Genomic DNA, 16,428 nt, shown 5'->3' with positions numbered 1-16,428 from the left:
TGGCAATGTCAGAACAAAAAGTCGTCGATCTGTACGCCACGCGGGATGTCGCCCGCGTGCTCGCGGACGTAGGCCGCGAGCACGATGTCCAGCACGCCGAGACCGAAGGGGGAAACGACCGTCACGGTGTCGGGGGCGGAACTGACGTCCCCGCGGAGCACTGCTGACCCGATGTCGTCATGGATGAAGCCGCGATGGCCGCAGTGCTGCTCGGCCAGATGCAGGGAGGTCTGCTCGCGGCACACATGGTCGGCGTCGTCGACCACGTTGCGGCTGGCCAGGATGGTCTCAACGGGGAGATCCCGCAGGGAGAGGTGCAACACCGTCGTCCCGGGGCTGAAGTCGGTGGTCAGGTACGGGCTGCCGGCCGTGGTGGCGAGAGAGATCAGTGGATACTCGCGGCACGCCCCCGCGAGATCGGGCTCAGTCCGGTAGCGAAGACGAGGCCACAGCTGTCGGGCCTTCTCCTTGAACAGCTCGCCGCGATGCTGTTCCCGGTCGTGGAGCGCGATTTCGGTAAGATCGGGAAATACCTCCTGGCAGAAGCGCAGCACCTCGAGATTGATGGCCCCACAGCCGACCAGAAGGAGCCGATCGGTCTGCGTAGGCGGGAAGACGGAGGCGGCGACCGCAGCTCCGGCCCCGGTGCGGCGAGCCGAAATCGTGGCGGCGGAAAGAAAAGCCTCCGGCCGGCCCGTGTCCAGCGAGTTCAGGACGACGACGGCCGAGGCTCGCGGAATTTCCCGGTCGATGTTCGCGGGGAACGACGCGATCCACTTGAAGCCGACCACGGGACGGTCTCCCCGTGACGCCGCAGGAAGACCTATGACGCGCTTCGCGGGGTCGTCCGGGAACCGGAGGAAGACTGAGTGGGGAATTATGGAGAGCCCCTTCGCGTGCTCTGCATACACGACGCGGACAAGATCCAGAACAGCGCTTTCGGCGCCGTCGAGGACTTTAGTCACGTCACTCTCCCGTAAAACCAGCACCGTATTCCTCCGTCCGGCTGTCAGAAAGTAGCAGGGCGGCGTCGACACCGAAATTCTCGACCACCCACTCGTCGTCGTAGATGGTGTCCAGGTAACGATCACCGCGGTCCGCCAGGATGAGGACGCAGCGTGCACCGTCCGCGATGTGCGGCGCCTTGCGCAGGAGTGCCGCCACGATGGCGCCCGAGGAGCCACCAGCGAGAATCGACTCATCACGGACGAGCCGTCGACAGCCATGCACGCACTCGAGATCGGAGACGTGCACGATCTCATCGGCGAGGCCATCCGCAAACAGAGCTGGACGGATCGAGGCGCCGTGGCCCGGGATCAGCCTGCGGGCGCGGGCCTGACCGAAGATCGCGCTTCCCAGAGCATCGACGGCGACGATGGTCGTACTGAGGCCGCGTTCGCGCACGTAACGAGCGCAGCCGTGCAGGGTTCCGCAGGAGCTCGTCGCACAGAACAGATAGTCGAGATCGTGGTCGAGGGCACTGACTATCTCATCCATGGTCGTTTCGTGTGCCTGGGCGTTGAGCGGGTTGGCGTACTGGTTCGGCCAGTACGCGTCAGGCACCTGCGCGCACAGCTCCTGGACCCGGTCCAGCCGGGTTGGCAGATACGACTGTGTCTTCGGGTCCAACGTCGTCACCAGATCGACCTCCGCGCCGAAAGCCCGTAGCACGGCCAGGTTCTGCATGGTGGTGAGCGCGTCCACCACGCAGATGAATCGGAGCCCGAAGTACCGGCAGACAAGCGCCAGCCCGATCCCCAGGTTCCCGGAGCTTGATTCGACGACAACTGAGTGGCCAGGAACCAGCCGGCCACTGTCGATCAGAGGGGCCAGCATGCTGTATGCGACGCGGTCCTTGATGCTCCCTCCTGGGTTGAACGACTCCAGCTTGGCGAAGATCTGGAAGCCGACCCCGGGGACAAGCCTTTGCAGTTCCACAAGTGGCGTGGCTCCCACTGCGGCCAGCACACCTGTGGGGTGCGTCCTTTCCCGGGCAAACAATTCGACCTCTCTCCTTGCCGACTCAAGGCGCCTTCATCAAGACCCGGGGTATGCTTGGCGTCAAATAATCCATCTCTCCCGGGCGGGCAAGACGAGAGTCCCACCCGCCAGTATTCACCGGATATCGACACGCTATCTGTCGGCTCATCCGCAGCCATACTTCGAGCTCACGCGGTCAGACCTAGATCCGCCAGTAGTGCCGTTGGAGATCGTGGACGGGCTTCTGGATTGATCGACATCGGGTCTGGGAGGGTTCTGGTCGTTTCCGCGCGTGCGGGGAGCCCGGATGCGCTCCGGGTATGCGGGTTCCTGTGTTTTCGGGCTGGTGAGAGCGGTGGTGGTGTCGGTCAGGTCGTGACTGGGCTGGCTGCGTGTAGCGCGGCGAGGGCGTCGGTGAGTCGGTGGCCGCGGCCGGGTGACAGTCGCAGAAGGAGCTGGCCGGCGTGGCGGACGAGCCGGCCGGGAACCTGGAGCAGGTCGTGGCGGAGGCGGGCGGCGTGTGCGCGGCCGGCGTGCCGGTCGTAGCCGGAGATCGCCTGGAGGAGCGCGGAGAGCCAGCCGGCGAGGATCGCGGCCCACATCCAGACCCGGTTGACCTGTGGGTCGGCGGACGGGAGGTGGCGCAGCCCCGCGCCGAGCTTGTGTTCCTTGATCCGTGTCTCGACCTGGCATTCTGCGCTGGATCTACGTCCGGCGCCGGCCCAAGCTGGCAATCACCGTCGACTTCGGCGCCGAGGTGCTCCGGATCTACGACGAGTGGGACGCGCTGTGTCGCCGGGTCGACGGGGGCACGGCTGATCCCGCCGAGGTGCACATCGTCGAGCGGGCCCGACGCACCGTCGACCACGGCGCGGTAGCCCGGCCGGCGAAGACGTTTCCGTTTCGGCTGCTGTCGTCGATCTGCGACATCACCGCCGACGACGAGGCTCAGATGCTGCGCATCGTGCGTCAGGTGCAGGGCGGGCGGGACGGGCAGGATGAGATCACTTTCGACGACCTGCAGCCCAGGGCCGACTCGGCCCGCACCTGGACCCGCGAGGCTCGCCATCGGTGAGCCCCGTATTCGCACCCTGCCCTGCTTACCGCCGACTGAGCCCGCCTGGGCCTCCGCAGCCCTCGTCCGTGACTATCGGAGGACATAGTGGGCGAAGAAGACATCCGCGACCGTGCCCCACTTGTCAAGGGTGAGTTCTGCCTTGCTCGGCATGGAGGCGTCGTCCACGAAGGCCCGGATCTCGTAGACGGCCAGGGGATCGTCGGCGGTGGCGCCGACGTCCATCGGGAACGCGCCCATGCCGTAGAAGTCGGCCTTGTTCTCCACCGTCGGGTCGGGGAAGTCCGCGAGGTACCGCCGGTCGCGGCCACGGTGGCCGGGCGGCCGGGAGGCCGCGTCCTTGACGACGTTCTGCCGCGTCTCGTCGCCGGCCAGCACCGACGTCCACCACTGCCGGATGGTGGGGCCGTGGCTGATCAGGCTCCACCGGGCCGGGCGGTCAGCGATCAGCCCGCGCGGCACCCATTCGTTCTTCTCCACCGGCGGCGCACCGATACGGACGGTCACATCACGCACCAGCGGGTCCGCGCGGTAGGGCAGCGGGAAGATATTGCGGTGGTCGGAGCCGCCGTACTGCTCGGGCCAGATCGCCGCGCTGATGTCGAGCGCGGCGATCATATCGCGGTCGAAGCGCGGCAGTGACCGGTACATCGCGTGGAAGTCGGTACGGTGCAGGGCCAGGAACGCGGACCTCGGCGAGTCCGCGTTGACCGAGACGAGGGTCTGGGCCGGCAGCTGCGGGGACGGCAGGTTCAGCGTCACCGCGTGGACGTCCTGGGTGAACGGGTCGTCGGTGAAGTCGAAGATCTTGTTGGTGACGTCGGGCCTGGCCGGGTCCACCGGGTCGACGAACCGTGAGCGCGGCACCGCGGTCGCCGCGAACACATCTGAGCGGCCATCAGGAAACCGGCCGCCCGCGAAGGCGGTGCCCTGGTCGAAGGTCAGGTCACGCTTGCCACCCTCGGCGAGCTTCACGGCGATCTGGGCGGCGACGGTGAGCGCGGTGCGCGCCGCCGCCGAGTCCACGAACGGCTTCGTCACGATCTCGAGCTCCGAGGCGGCGCCGAGCTGGTGGGTCTCGTCTCCCGCCGGCATTTCCGCAGATGGTGGGGCCTATGACCTGTTTGCGTGAACTTCTGGTCAATTTGCCGGAAATATTCCTCGCCAGGAACCGTCGCACCCGTGACGGTGCGGGCAACCGGTCGGAGGAATCCGGCCCGGATCCTCGGTAACGTCACGTCCACCCGCCGTTCCGCGGGCTCACCAGCGGCTCCGTGGAGGATGCTCATGCCCGCCGAGGCCCCCGTCACCGCCAAGGCCGCCCCCGGAACCGGGGCCGCCGACCGGACCGGCTCAGCGTCGGCGACCGCCGCGGAGCCGGTCCGGCACAGCTTCCTCTCGGACATGGCGTTCACCGAACTGCTCGTCTCCGACCAGCGGTGCCTGACCATCGCGCCGCTGACCGGGGCGGTCCGCTCCCGGGCGGGATTCGCCTCGGCGGCGGCGATCATAAGCCTGTTCGACGTGAGCGCGTCCCATCCCACGTTGATCGCGACCCGGCCGGACTGGACCGCCACCCAGGACATCTCCGTGCTTGGCGCGAGCCGGATCATGGATGGTCCGATCGTCGTGGACAGCCAGCTCGTCCGGGTCGGCAAGAAGACCGTCATCGCCTCGGCCGAGATCTACGACGCGCACGGCGTGGACGACCCGCACGAGCTGCGACGCAGGCTCGTCGACACCGCCCCCGCGACCGGGACCGGGACCACCAGCGGCTCGGCGAGCGGGCCGGGAAGCGGCCCCCAGCAGGACGTCGCCGGCCTGACCAGAGCGGGACGCGCGCTGGTGACCTTCGCCCGCATCCCACGGATCGCCGCCCCCGGCATGGACGACTACGACCCCGGCCAGTGGATCGGCGAGATCCGCCCGCCCGCCGACGTCGTCGGACCGCCGCCGGACCACCTGCACGACGCGCTGGGCCTGCGGCTCCTCGACGCCGCCACCGGGCAGCTGGAGCTGGACCGCGGGCCGTCCGTCCTCAACAGCATCGGCACGATTCTTGGCGGGGCACTGGCCGCGCTGGTCGAGGCCGCCGCCGAGGCGATGTGCCCCGACGCCATCACCATCGATCTGCAGCTGCACTACCTGGCCCAGGTCCGCTCCGGCCCGGCCCGGACGGCCGGGCGGGTCGTGCGCGACACGGGCGAGCACTGCGTGGTGACGATGACGGTGGTCGACGCCGGTGCCGAGGACCGGATTCTCGCCCTCGCCACCGTCACCCTGCTTCGGGCGACGTCCGCCTGACCCACCGGCCCGGCCTGCCGGATGGCGCGGGGTCAGCCGGGTCGGACTGGCGGATGAGTATCAGCCCGCCGGCCAGTAGCCGCCGGATCAGGAGGCCGCCGGATCAGGAGGCCGCCGGATCAGGACAGGGCGGCGCCCTCGGGCAGGCCGAGGATGGCGGCACGGCCGCCGAAGCGAGGCTCGACGAAGCTTGAGTAGTCGGGGCCGCGGCGCAGGGACAGCCCGCCGTCGACGTTCACGATCTGACCGGTGATGCGGCTGGCCCGCGGGGACAGCAGGAAGCTGACCAGCTGGGCGACGTCGTCGGGGTCGGAGGCGCCGCCGAGCGGGGTGTTCGCGTCGTAGCTCTCGTACACCGGCGTCCCGGGGGTGACGAAGCTCAGGATCTCGGTGGAGGTCAGGCCCGGGCGGACCGCGTTGAACCGGATCCCGACCGGCCCGTACTCGTCTGCGGCATTGCGGATCAGCTCCTCGAGTGCCGCCTTGCCCGCCGGGTAGGCGCCGAAGTAGGGGTGCGTCACATGCCCGGCGATCGACGAGATGCCCACGAACGAGCCGGACCCGGCCGGGGCGAACACCGGCACCGAGTACTTGAGCAGCAACAGGGCGCTGACGACGTTGAGGTGCAGCACCCGGACGAACTCGTCGACGTCCTGCCGGTGCAGCGGGGCGAGCGGCCCGCCACCACCCGCGTTGGACACGACCCCGTCGAGTCGGCCGCCCTGCCACTGCGCGGTCGCCTCGACGATCCGCGCCACGTCCGCCTCGACCGTCACGTCACCGATGTGGTAACGCACCGCGGTCCGCCCAAGGTCGGCGTTGATCGCCTCGGAGGTGGCCAGGAGGGTCTTCTCCGTGCGGCCGCAGATGGTGACCGCCGTGCCCTCGGTGGCGAGCCGTCGCGCGATCGCCGCCCCGATACCCGTGCCGCCGCCGGTGACCAGCACCGATGGTGTCGCAGCCTGGTCCGTCATGCCTTGTCGTCTCTTCCTGTCGATGGCTGTCGCGCGGGTGCGGGCGAGCCCGCCAGCAGCGCCAGGCGTTCGGACCGCGCGTTCACCGGGCCGGGGTCGATGTCGCCCTCGACCCCGAGGCGGCTCAGTGCGCGCCGGGTGTAATAGGGGATGGCCATCGACATGGTGGCGAACCGTGGGTCATCGGTGTGGCCGGCGTCGAACAGCATGGTTCCGACCAGCAGGATAACGGCGGTCTTGTACGTCTGGAACGCGCTGTACCAGGGCAGGCCGCGCACCGGGATGCCGGCCAGCCGCTCGTAGTGGGCACACGCCTCGGCGAAGGTCAGCGCCGAGGGCCGGGCGGTGAAGAACGACGGTGTCCGCCAGAGCAGCTCCAGGTAGCCGAGGTCGGCCAGCGGATCACCGACGTCGGCCATCTCCCAGTCGAACACGCCGCTGACCTCGCCGTCGACAAAAGCGAAGTTCCCGGGCTTCGGGTCGCCGTGCACGAGGGTGACGGCCTCGGACGGCTCCGGCTGACGTGCCCGCAGCTCCGTTGCCAGCCGCTCCAGGCCCGGCAGCGGGCCGCGGGCGACCCGGCGCATCTCGGCCGTCCAGTGATCCAGCTGTTTGTCGAGGTAGGAGCGGCCGTCCCCGAGGGCCGTGAGCCCGGTCGCCCGCAGGTCCACCCGGTGGATGGCGGCGAGCTGCTCGACGAGGCTTTCGGTCATCCGCCGGATCGTCTCGGGGCGGGCATCGAGCTCGGCCGGGATCACCTGCTCGTAGACGCTCCCGGGCAGGCGTTCCATGATGTAGAAGGGCCGACCCAACAGCTCTCCGTGCTCGTCCGACCACAGCACGGCGGGACCGCGGACGTCGGACGTCTCCAGCGCTCGCAGGATCCGCACCTGCCGGGGCAGGTCGTACGGCTCCAGCAGGCCCGGTGACGGCGGCTCGAAGCGGAGCACGGCGTCGCGGCTGTGCTCCGTGCCGTCCGCGGTCCACGCCAGGCTCAGCATCACCATGTCGGCGGAGTGGCCGAGCGTGAGCCGGTCGTGGTTCACCAGGCGCAGTCCCGTCGCCGACGGCAGCTGGGACCGTAACCAGGTGACCAGGCGGTCAAGCTCGTGGTTGTCCGACCGGCCCTGATCCGACGCGCTCTGATCCGACATGCTCTGACCCGACATGCTCCGATCCGACACTGCGGACTCCTCAGGCAGGGGTTTGGCGGGTCGGTGTGTAGCGGATGCGGATGCGGTCGTACGCCCGGGCGAACGTCGCCGGCAGGATCTTCGGCTCCTCGGGATCCACCAGTTCCCAGTCCGGTATCCGTCGCAGCAACTCCTCGAACATCACCCGGATCTCGAGGCGGGCCAGGTTCGCTCCCAGGCAGACATGCGTCCCGAACCCGAAGGCCAGGTGACGGGTCGCCACCCGGCGCACATCCAGCACTTCGGGATCGTCGAACGCATGTGGATCCCGGTTCGCCGCCGGATACAGCAGCAGCACCTGGTCGCCCTCGTGCAACTCCTGACCGTGCAGCACGTGATCCTCGGTGACGGTCCGTCGCATGTTCAGCACGGGCGAGACCCAGCGGATGAACTCCTCGGTCGCTCTGGACGCCAGGAGTTCCGGCTCTTCGACCAGGATTCGCCGCTGTTCGGGGTGCAGCGCCAGGTCATGGATCATGGTCCCGAGGACCGTGCGGGTCGTTTCCGCGCCGCCGTCGAGCAGCAGGATCGTCTCGTCCAGCACCCGTTTCGTGCTCCAGCCCAGCTGATGCGCCCAGAGCGAGATCAGATCGTCCTTCGGCTCCTGCCGACGGGACTTGATCAGCATGATCGTCGACTCGGTGAACTCCCGCATGACCGGGATGATTCCCGGATGCGTGACATGCGGCGGCCCGCTCGGCGAGGTCTGCCCGGACAGCAGCATGATCTGCTCCGACCAGTGCCGCACGCGCTCCCAGTCCGACCGCGGATAGCCCAGCAGGTCACCGATCACGATGGCCGGCAGCCGCGAGGCGATCGCCTCGATCGCCTCGCACTCCCCCAGCGGCGTCACCGCATCGAGAATCTCGGTGACGATCTCACGGACATACGCCTCGTGGCCCCGCATCGCCCGCGGCGCGAAGCGCGGGGCCACGACCACTCGGGCCTCGTGATGTTCCGGGTCGTCCAGGTTGATCATGGACTCGTCGGTCCGCAGATCGATATGCGGACGGGATCCCGCGAACGAGGAATACCGTTCGGTGTTCTTCTCCGCCGCCATCACGTCGGCGAATCGCGACAGCACCCAGAGCCGCTGCACCGGGTCCCAGAACACCGGCGCGCGGTCCCGCAGCCAGCGGTACGACTCCCACGGATCCACGTAGAAATCCGGATCCAGCACGTTGATCCGCCGCTCGGCGGCGACCAGGCTCGTCACGTTCGTACTCATCACGCGTACGACACCTGGTGGTCGGACTCCGCGGTCAGGCCGAGTTCGGGCCACACGCCGCCGATGAGGCTCTCCATGATTCCGTAGCCGACCGCGTCGCCCTCGCGGACCCGGATCGGGGTGTCCCGCAGCTGTCCGAGCTCGGGAAGGCGCTCGTCGGCCCAGCAGTCCGCGATGTACTCGCCGTCCAGATGCAGGGGGCCCTGCCAGGAGCCGTGGATATGGCCACCCCAGGCGCCGTAGCCGGCTGGGCGCAGGAAGAAGCCGCTTTCGCCGAGCACCTCGACCTCGATTACCCGCTTGGCCCCGGCCTCGGTGATCAGGTGCAGCTCGCCGCCGCACACGAACCGGGTGCGGGTGTCGTAGGCGATGTGCACCTCGGCGTCGCGGATCCGCTCCTGCCGGCCGTCCGCCTCGTTGATGTACGCCGAGGTGTAGCCCCAGGCGCCCTCGGCGATGAACACGGCCATCTCGTAGAAGGTGCCGTCAGGGCGGCGCAGGAACGCCGGCGTCCACTTCATCCCGCCCCGGTGCGCCTCCGGCGTGCTCGCGGTGCGCTTGCTCCCGGACGACGTCCTCTTGATCAGATCCGGCGCCGGGACGCCGACGGACTGCCGCACGCCCCAGGAGTGATCACGGAACCCGTACCAGTCCTGCTCGCGGACCTCGTGGGTGACGCCGTCGACCGTCACGGTCCCACTCACCCAGCCGCCCTGGTGATAGCGGATGACGTTGACATCCACCCGCCCGGTGCGGCGGTTGCGGACCAGGTTGCGGTCCTCGAAGAACGGCGGGGTCACCCCCGAGAGCACCAGATCGAAGGAGATCGGCTGGACGTCGTTCGGGGCAAGGCGGTACCGCACCTGCTTCAGCGACTCGACGACCTCGTACTCGATCGGCCCGACCCCGGTCAGCTCAGGGCTGTCGCGCAGCTCGCGGCTACCGCGCACCGTCCACTGCTGGTGACCGCGGGAGACGCCGGCGAACCCGTCGATGATCCCGCGGTTGTGGTATTTGCCAAGGCCGAAGTCGACCTGCAGCGAGCCGTCGGTGCTCGCCAGCGACGCCCAGATCTTCTCCGTCCAGGCCAGGTCGGACTCGGCAACCGTGGCGAACGTGTCGGCGATCTGGTGGTTGAGCTGCTCATCCGCGCCGCGCAGCGCCCCGATGTCCTTCGGGCCCATGTGCAGTCCGTCCCCTCGTCATCGCGGGGAGGCGGCCACCGGGCGTCCGGCCGCCTCGTCGGGGCGCCGCCCTGAGGGAGATCCACGGACGCCACGGTCGCGCCCGGCACCGACAAAACAGCAGCCCTGTCTTACAGCAGAACAATATGGCATGTTTGTCTCGACACGTTCAAGATGAGCAGCCACCAGTGACTCCGTGTAGCACCCTCGCGATGCGCGCGCCCGCCGAAAGGGGCCCGATGACCAGCATCGAACCCGCGGAAAGCGACCTTGTCCAGGCATTTCGGCGGATCGACGAGCAGCGGGCCCGTGATCCGGAGGCGGTGAATCTCGTCGCGTTCCGCGAGCGGCTGCTCGGTGAACTCGTCGGGGACGCCGACCGGGTCGCCGCAGCGCTCGCACCGGGGTTCACCCTCGTCACCCACGCTGGCGGGAAGACCCAGACAAGCAGCGGCGACCAGGTGGTCAGTGGGGTCCGTAGGCTCGGGGCGGTCCCCGGCGGGGCACTGATGTGGCTGCGCCTGGACGATCTGGTGGCTGACCGCACCACTATTGCCGGTCACGGCTCACTCGTCACGCTTGCCGCCGCGCCCACCGGCGGCCTGCACCGCACCGTCGCGCCGCTCGCCTTCTTCATCGTCAGCGAGACCACCGACGCGGGCTCGGTCATGACCTCGGAGTCGCTCTACCTCAATCCCGGGGCGCAGGAGACGGCGGTGCTGGCGGACGCCGCGCTGCTCGACCGGCAACGCTGCCTCGACCTCGTCGGCAACCTGAGCCGGCCGGCGAGCTGACCGGCGAAACTTGACCGGCGGGGCCGCGACCTGGACGGCCGGTTCCACCTCAGCGGTCGTCCGGTCACCGAGCGGCCAACCGCCCCCGACCCAGGCCGCCACGGCCCTGGAGCTCTCCCAGCGCCATCACCTCTCACGGATCAGGGACGACGAAGCGTGGAACTCACTGGAGCATCGGCGATCGTGACCGGCGGCGCCGGCGGCCTGGGCGGCGCCACCGCCGCGCACCTGGTCAGGATCGGCTGTGCGGTCGTCATCGTCGACCGGGACGCCGAGCGGGCGAAGACGAAGGCGGCCGAACTGGGCCCGGCCGTGAGCGCCGTCGCCGGCGACGTCACCGACGACGGCGACGTGCGGGCGGCCATCGACGCCGCGCAGGCGGTCGGCACGTTGTCGATCGTGGCCAACGTGGCCGGCGGCGGCACCCGTCCCACCCGGACGGTCGGCCGGGACGGAACACCACACGACCTCGCGTCCTTCCAGCATGTGCTGGCGATCAACACCGTCGGCACCTTCAACGTCACCCGGCTGGCCGCCGCGGCGATGGCCCGCAACACCCCGGACGAGGACGGCCAGCGCGGAGTGGTGATCAACACCGGCTCGCTCGCCGGCCTGGAAGGGCAGGCCGGGCAGGTCGGCTACGCCGCGGCGAAGGCGGCCATCCTCGGCATGACGCTGCCGCTCGCCCGGGACCTCGCGCCGGTGGGCATCCGGGTCTGCGCCATCGCGCCCGGCACGATCGGGACGGAGCTGATGCTGAGCGCCCGTCAGGAACTGCGGGACAAGCTGACCAGCACCATCATCTTCCCGCATCGGATGGGCCGTCCCGAGGAGTTCGCACTGCTCGTGGAGATGATCGTGCGCAATCCGTACCTCAACGGCGAGAACATCCGCCTCGACGCCGCCCAGCGCTTCCCACCGAGGTAACCGCGGCGGCCACGGGCAACCGGCCTTCGGCAGGGCCACCGCAGGCCGCATCCTCGCGTCACCGCAGCCCCGCGACGCGACAGTCACGCCACGCGCGCCACCCCCCACACACGCCGCGCCGCGCCACAGTGAGCAGGAGGCTCCCCGGTGACGGGTCATCCGAATTCCGCGCCCGCCGACCTGTACCGCGGGTCATACTTCCCCGACCTCCTGCTCGCCGCGTTGACTCGCGACCCCGCCCGCCCGGCGATCTACCTCGACGACCAGGTACTCACCCTGGGCCAGCTCGCCGAACGGACAAGCCAGTACGCCCAGGCCTACGCCGCTCGCGGGGTGACCGTGGGCAGTGGCGTGGCGGTGCTGTCCAGCAACCGGCCCGAGGTGCTCTACGCGATGGGTGCCTACCTCATGAGCGGCGCCCGCAACACCCCGCTGCACCCGCTCGGTTCGCTCGATGACCACGCCTATGTCCTGCGGGACGCCGAGATCGAGACGCTGGTGTTCGACCCGAGTTTCGCCCCGCGCGCCGCCGCGCTGCGCGAGCGGCTGCCCGGTCTCACCCGGCTGCTCTCGTTCGGCCCGAGCGAGGTCGGCGAGGACCTGCTGGCCCTGGCCGCGACGTTCGAGCCCGGCCCGCTGGTCGCACCCGCCGTCGACCCCGAGTCGATCTCGGCCCTCGCCTACACCGGCGGTACCACCGGCACGCCCAAGGGGGTGATGGCGACCTACCGCGGCAGCGCGGCGATGGCCCACATCCTCATCTCCGAATGGCAGTGGCCGGCGGACCTACGCCATCTCGTGTGCACTCCGCTGAGCCACGCCGGTTCCAGCTTCATCATCCCGGTGCTGCATCGCGGTGGCTCCGTCGTCGTCCTACCGAAGTTCGACGCTGGGGCGGTGTTGGCCGCGGTGGAGCGGTACCGCATCACCTCGCTGTTCCTCGTGCCATCGATGATCTACGCGATTCTCGACCACCCACGCTTCGCCGACACGGACCTGTCCAGTCTGGAAACCGTGTTCTACGGCGCCTCGGCCATCTCCCCAGCGCGGCTGCGCGAGGCGGTGGCGAAGCTGGGCCGGGTCTTCTTCCAGTTCTACGGCCAGACCGAGGCTCCGCAGACTCTGTTCGTGCTGCGCAAGGAGGAGCACGATCCGGACAACCCGGCCCGGCTGGCCAGCTGCGGACGACCGGTGCCCTGGGTGCATGTCGCTCTGCTCGACGACGCCGGCGAACCCGTCCCACCGGGCCAGCCGGGCGAGATCTGCGTTCGCGGCCCGCTGGTGATGAAGGGCTACTGGAAGAAGCCGGAAGCGACCGCCGAGGCGTTCGCCGGCGGCTGGCTGCATACCGGTGACGTGGCCCGTCAGGGCCCGGACGGTTTCTACACGATCGTCGACCGCCGCAAGGATATGATCGTCAGTGGTGGTTTCAATGTGTTTCCCCGCGAGATCGAGGACGTCCTTTCCGCCCATCCCGCTGTCGCCGCCGCCGCCGTGATCGGCGTGCCCGACCCGAAGTGGGGCGAGGCCGTGACCGCCGTTGTCATCCGCCGCCCCGGCGTCGAGGTCACCGCCGGGGAACTGCAGGCTCTGGTGAAGGACCGCAAGGGCCCGCACTACGCGCCGAAGCACGTGGAGTTCGCCGAGGCGGTACCGCTCACCCCGGTCGGTAAACCGGACAAGGTGGCGCTGCGCGCCCGGTACTGGCCTGCCGCCGACCGGCAGATAGGTTGACCGTCCCCGGGGTCACCATCCAAGCAGCAGGTTCATACATCCAACACGGATAGTGACCGTCCGGTAGTGAAAATTCGGTCGAAGGTCACCGGCAGCCTCAGAAATTTAACTACGTTAAGGTAATCTCGATGCGGCCGGTTCCGGGCAGCAGCGGGCGGCTTAGGCGCCGCGATCTGTGCAGCACCGATGCCCGGTTGAGCCCGCGCCGTCGTATCCAGTCCTGACGTGCATCCGGAGGCAGCCCCATGACCAGCACCGACGCCCCCTCCTGCCCGATGGATCCGACCCGGGACGACCGCAAGTCGGCGGTCCTCGCCGCGCAGCGGGTGCGCCCCGAACCCGGCGCCCAGGTCGTCAACGACTTCGCCTTCGGCCGCGCGGTGCTGCGCGCCGCGAACACCCGCCAGGCCGGGGCGGGCGCCGAGCAGCTGGGCGGGGCCGACATGCAGTACGGCTCGGTCTTCTTCCTCGACGGCGAGCCGCACAAGCGCCGGCGTCAGGCGATCCAGAAGTTCTTCACGCCGCGGGCGATCAGCACCCGGCACCGCGTGGTGATGGAAAAGACCACCGACAAACTGCTCGGCCAGCTGCGCGCGAATGGCGGGGGCCAGCTCGACGAGATGAGCTACCAGCTCGCCGTCGCCGTCGCCGCCGAGATCATCGGGTTGACGAACAGCGATCAGGTGGGGATGGCCAAGCGGATCGAGGCGACGCTGAGCGGTGCCGCGAGGCAGCCCGCGAACCCCGTCCTGCGGCGGATCAGCAAGCTGGTCACCGCCGGACACGGGATCAATTTCCTGCTGCGTGACGTGCGGCCAGCCATCCGCCAGCGCAAGGCCAGGCGGAGCGAGGACGTCATCTCCCACCTGCTCGACGAGAACTACCCCACCCAGTCGATCCTCATCGAGTGCATGACCTACGCGGTGGCCGGAATGGTCACCACCCGCGAGTTCATCGTCATGGCGGCCTGGCACATGTTCGGCAACGACTCCCTGCGGGAGCGGTTCCTCTCGAGCGACGAGGCCGACCAGATCACCCTGCTCGAGGAGATCCTCCGGCTCGAGCCGGTGGCGTCGATGCTGCACCGCGCGGCCCTCGAGGACATCGACGCGGAGACGGGCTCGGCGAAGAAGGGCGAGCTGATCGCGGTGCACCTCCGCGCCGGCAATGTCGACGAACAGATCGTCGGCGAGTGCCCGTTCACGATCGACCCCGACCGAGCCAAGCGGCAGCGTGGGGTCGGCTCGTATCTGAGCTTCGGCGACGGCAGCCACCGCTGCCCCGGCGCCCAGGTGGCGATGGCCGAGAGCCGGGTGTTCCTGGACCGCCTGCTGCGGGTGCCCGGCATCACGCTGGTGCGCGAGCCGGACATCACCTGGCGGGACGAAGTGATGTCCTACGAGCTGCGTGGCGCCATGGTGAGCTGCGACCAGAGCTGACCGCGCCCACGAGCGCGATCCCGTTGGGCGCGAAGAGCCGTACTGGCCGCCGTCGACCTCGAGTGAGGGTGGCTAGGCCAGTGACACCACCCCCAGTGACATCACCTCCAGACGCTATCGAGTGATATCACCGGTCGGCCACGACCATGCTTCCCGCGGGCCGCCGGCACGACTCGCGAAAGGCGACGCACGATGGTGCTGATCTGGTGGCCGGGGCGACGGGCGCCCCCTCGGAGGTGGCGATGACGCCGTTTCCGGGGAGACCACCGACATACAGTGGCTGGCACTCAGCGAGGTCGAGTGCCAATCCTCGGTGCGGCGGCTGCCTGCGCCACCGGGAGCACCCCCCTGCGGTCGCGGGCACCCCATCGACGACTGGTATCTCTCCGCGCAGGCCTGCCCCTGAGAGGACCCAGCACGCATGGCGAAGATGATCGCGTTCGACGAGCAGGCCCGGCGCGGCCTGGAGCGCGGCGTGAACCGGCTGGCTGACGCGGTGAAAGTCACGCTCGGCCCCAAGGGCCGCAACGTTGTTCTGGCAAACAAGTTCGGCGTCCCCACCGTGACCAACGACGGCGTGAGTATCGCCCGCGAGGTCGAGCTCGAGGACTCCTACGAGCGGATCGGCGCGGAGCTCGTCAAGGAGGTCGCGAAGAAGACCAACGACGTCGCGGGTGACGGCACCACCACCGCGACGATCCTGGCCCAGGCGCTGGTCCGTGAGGGTCTGCGCAACGTGGCCGCCGGCGCGAACCCGCTGGGCCTGAAGAAGGGCATCGAGATCGCGGTCGAGCGGGTCACCGGGGAGCTCCTGCGCATCGCCACGGAGGTGGAGACCAAGGCCCAGATCGCCTCGGCCGCCTCCATCTCGGCCGGCGACCGGGCCATCGGCAACATGATCGCCGAGGCGATGGACAAGGTCGGCAAGGAAGGCGTCATCACGGTCGAGGAGAGCAACACCTTCGGCCTGGAGCTCGAGCTCACCGAGGGCATGTGCTTCGACAAGGGCTACATCTCGCCGTACTTCGTCACCGACGCCGACCGCCAGGAAGCCGTCCTCGACGACCCCTACATCCTGATCGTCAACAGCAAGATCGCCGCGGTCAAGGACCTCCTCCCGCTGCTCGAGAAGGTCATGCAGACCTCCAGGCCGCTGGTCATCATCTCCGAGGACGTCGAGGGCGAGGCTCTGGCCACCCTCGTCGTCAACAAGATCCGCGGCACCTTCAGGAGCGTGGCGGTCAAGGCCCCCGGCTTCGGTGAGCGCCGCAAGGCCCAGCTGGAGGATGTCGCGATCCTCACCGGTGGCCAGGTCATCTCCGAGGACGTCGGCCTCACGCTGGAGAGCACCACGCTGGACCTGCTCGGCCAGGCCCGCAAGGTCGTCATCACGGCCGACGAGACCACGATCGTGGACGGGCTCGGCGACGCCGAACAGCTCGCCGCCCGCGTCAGCCAGCTTCGGAACGAAACCGAGTCCGCGGACACCGACTACGACCGGGAAAAGGCCCAGGAGCGGCTGGCGAAGCTCGCCGGCGGTGTCGCGGTCATCAAGGTCGGCGCGGCCACCGAGGTCGAGCTCAAGGAGAAGAAGCA

Annotated in this window: 15 protein-coding genes; 7 read left to right on the top strand and 8 right to left on the bottom strand. The window is 69.1% G+C overall.

What is annotated here, in order from left to right; all coding sequences use genetic code 11:
* Nucleotides 1-8: 8 nt before the first annotated feature.
* The 3 genes from sbnB to MXD95_RS02375 form a co-directional block, all read right to left on the bottom strand.
* Entirely contained in the window at nt 9-1,037 is a 1,029-nt protein-coding gene (sbnB, locus tag MXD95_RS02385; protein ID WP_250638839.1) for a 2,3-diaminopropionate biosynthesis protein SbnB, read from the bottom strand.
* On the bottom strand, nt 967-1,968 hold the full coding sequence (sbnA, locus tag MXD95_RS02380; RefSeq protein WP_250638838.1) for a 2,3-diaminopropionate biosynthesis protein SbnA: 1,002 nt from the start codon (nt 1,966-1,968) through the stop codon (nt 967-969). The genes sbnB and sbnA overlap by 71 nt, the downstream gene beginning before the upstream one ends.
* Before the next feature lie 380 nt (nt 1,969-2,348).
* On the bottom strand, nt 2,349-2,714 hold the full coding sequence (locus tag MXD95_RS02375; RefSeq protein WP_250638837.1) for a transposase: 366 nt from the start codon (nt 2,712-2,714) through the stop codon (nt 2,349-2,351).
* Here MXD95_RS02375 and MXD95_RS02370 point away from each other — a divergent pair.
* Entirely contained in the window at nt 2,657-3,055 is a 399-nt protein-coding gene (locus tag MXD95_RS02370) for a hypothetical protein (RefSeq protein ID WP_250638980.1), read from the top strand. The genes MXD95_RS02375 and MXD95_RS02370 overlap by 58 nt on opposite strands.
* Nucleotides 3,056-3,127: 72 nt before the next feature.
* Here MXD95_RS02370 and MXD95_RS02365 read toward each other — a convergent pair whose 3' ends face one another.
* Nucleotides 3,128-4,150 carry a hypothetical protein gene (locus MXD95_RS02365; RefSeq protein WP_250638836.1) on the bottom strand — a complete coding sequence of 341 codons (1,023 nt, stop codon included), beginning with the start codon at nt 4,148-4,150 and terminating at the stop codon, nt 3,128-3,130.
* Between the two features lie 192 nt (nt 4,151-4,342).
* Between MXD95_RS02365 and MXD95_RS02360 the strand changes: the two genes are divergently transcribed.
* A complete protein-coding gene (locus tag MXD95_RS02360) occupies nt 4,343-5,359 on the top strand; it encodes an acyl-CoA thioesterase domain-containing protein (RefSeq protein WP_250638835.1) in 1,017 nt (338 codons plus the stop codon).
* Between the two features lie 119 nt (nt 5,360-5,478).
* Here MXD95_RS02360 and MXD95_RS02355 read toward each other — a convergent pair whose 3' ends face one another.
* Genes MXD95_RS02355 through MXD95_RS02340 form a run of 4 tightly spaced genes read right to left on the bottom strand, consistent with a single transcriptional unit; the run spans nt 5,479 to nt 9,938 of the window.
* Nucleotides 5,479-6,333: an SDR family oxidoreductase gene (locus MXD95_RS02355; protein WP_250638834.1), complete on the bottom strand. Its 855-nt coding sequence runs from the start codon at nt 6,331-6,333 to the stop codon at nt 5,479-5,481.
* Entirely contained in the window at nt 6,330-7,487 is a 1,158-nt protein-coding gene (locus MXD95_RS02350; protein ID WP_250638833.1) for a phosphotransferase family protein, read from the bottom strand. Before MXD95_RS02350 ends, MXD95_RS02355 begins: the two co-directional genes overlap by 4 nt.
* A 40-nt stretch (nt 7,488-7,527) precedes the next feature.
* On the bottom strand, nt 7,528-8,754 hold the full coding sequence (locus MXD95_RS02345) for a cytochrome P450 (RefSeq protein WP_250638832.1): 1,227 nt from the start codon (nt 8,752-8,754) through the stop codon (nt 7,528-7,530).
* Nucleotides 8,754-9,938: an Rv3169 family protein gene (locus MXD95_RS02340; protein ID WP_250638831.1), complete on the bottom strand. Its 1,185-nt coding sequence runs from the start codon at nt 9,936-9,938 to the stop codon at nt 8,754-8,756. The genes MXD95_RS02345 and MXD95_RS02340 overlap by 1 nt, the downstream gene beginning before the upstream one ends.
* A 239-nt stretch (nt 9,939-10,177) precedes the next feature.
* Between MXD95_RS02340 and MXD95_RS02335 the strand changes: the two genes are divergently transcribed.
* The 5 genes from MXD95_RS02335 to groL form a co-directional block, all read left to right on the top strand.
* Complete coding sequence (locus MXD95_RS02335; RefSeq protein ID WP_250638830.1) at nt 10,178-10,732, top strand: hypothetical protein; 555 nt, start codon at nt 10,178-10,180, stop codon at nt 10,730-10,732.
* 156 nt (nt 10,733-10,888) lie between these two features.
* Nucleotides 10,889-11,659 (top strand): SDR family NAD(P)-dependent oxidoreductase, encoded by a 771-nt coding sequence (locus MXD95_RS02330; RefSeq protein ID WP_250638829.1) that lies wholly within the window; start codon nt 10,889-10,891, stop codon nt 11,657-11,659.
* A gap of 147 nt (nt 11,660-11,806) precedes the next feature.
* Nucleotides 11,807-13,393, top strand: coding sequence for an AMP-binding protein (locus MXD95_RS02325; protein WP_250638828.1), 1,587 nt, complete (start codon nt 11,807-11,809; stop codon nt 13,391-13,393).
* Between the two features lie 245 nt (nt 13,394-13,638).
* Complete coding sequence (locus tag MXD95_RS02320; protein ID WP_250638827.1) at nt 13,639-14,832, top strand: cytochrome P450; 1,194 nt, start codon at nt 13,639-13,641, stop codon at nt 14,830-14,832.
* A gap of 421 nt (nt 14,833-15,253) precedes the next feature.
* Nucleotides 15,254-16,428, top strand: a 1,175-nt coding sequence (gene groL / locus MXD95_RS02315; protein WP_250638826.1) for a chaperonin GroEL, incomplete at its 3' end; no start/stop codon positions are given.

The organism is Frankia sp. AiPa1 (genome assembly GCF_023243075.1).
GTDB lineage: Bacteria > Actinomycetota > Actinomycetes > Frankiales > Frankiaceae > Frankia.
Note: the sequence above shows the minus strand (reverse complement) of the source record. Positions and strands in the feature narration are given on the sequence as shown.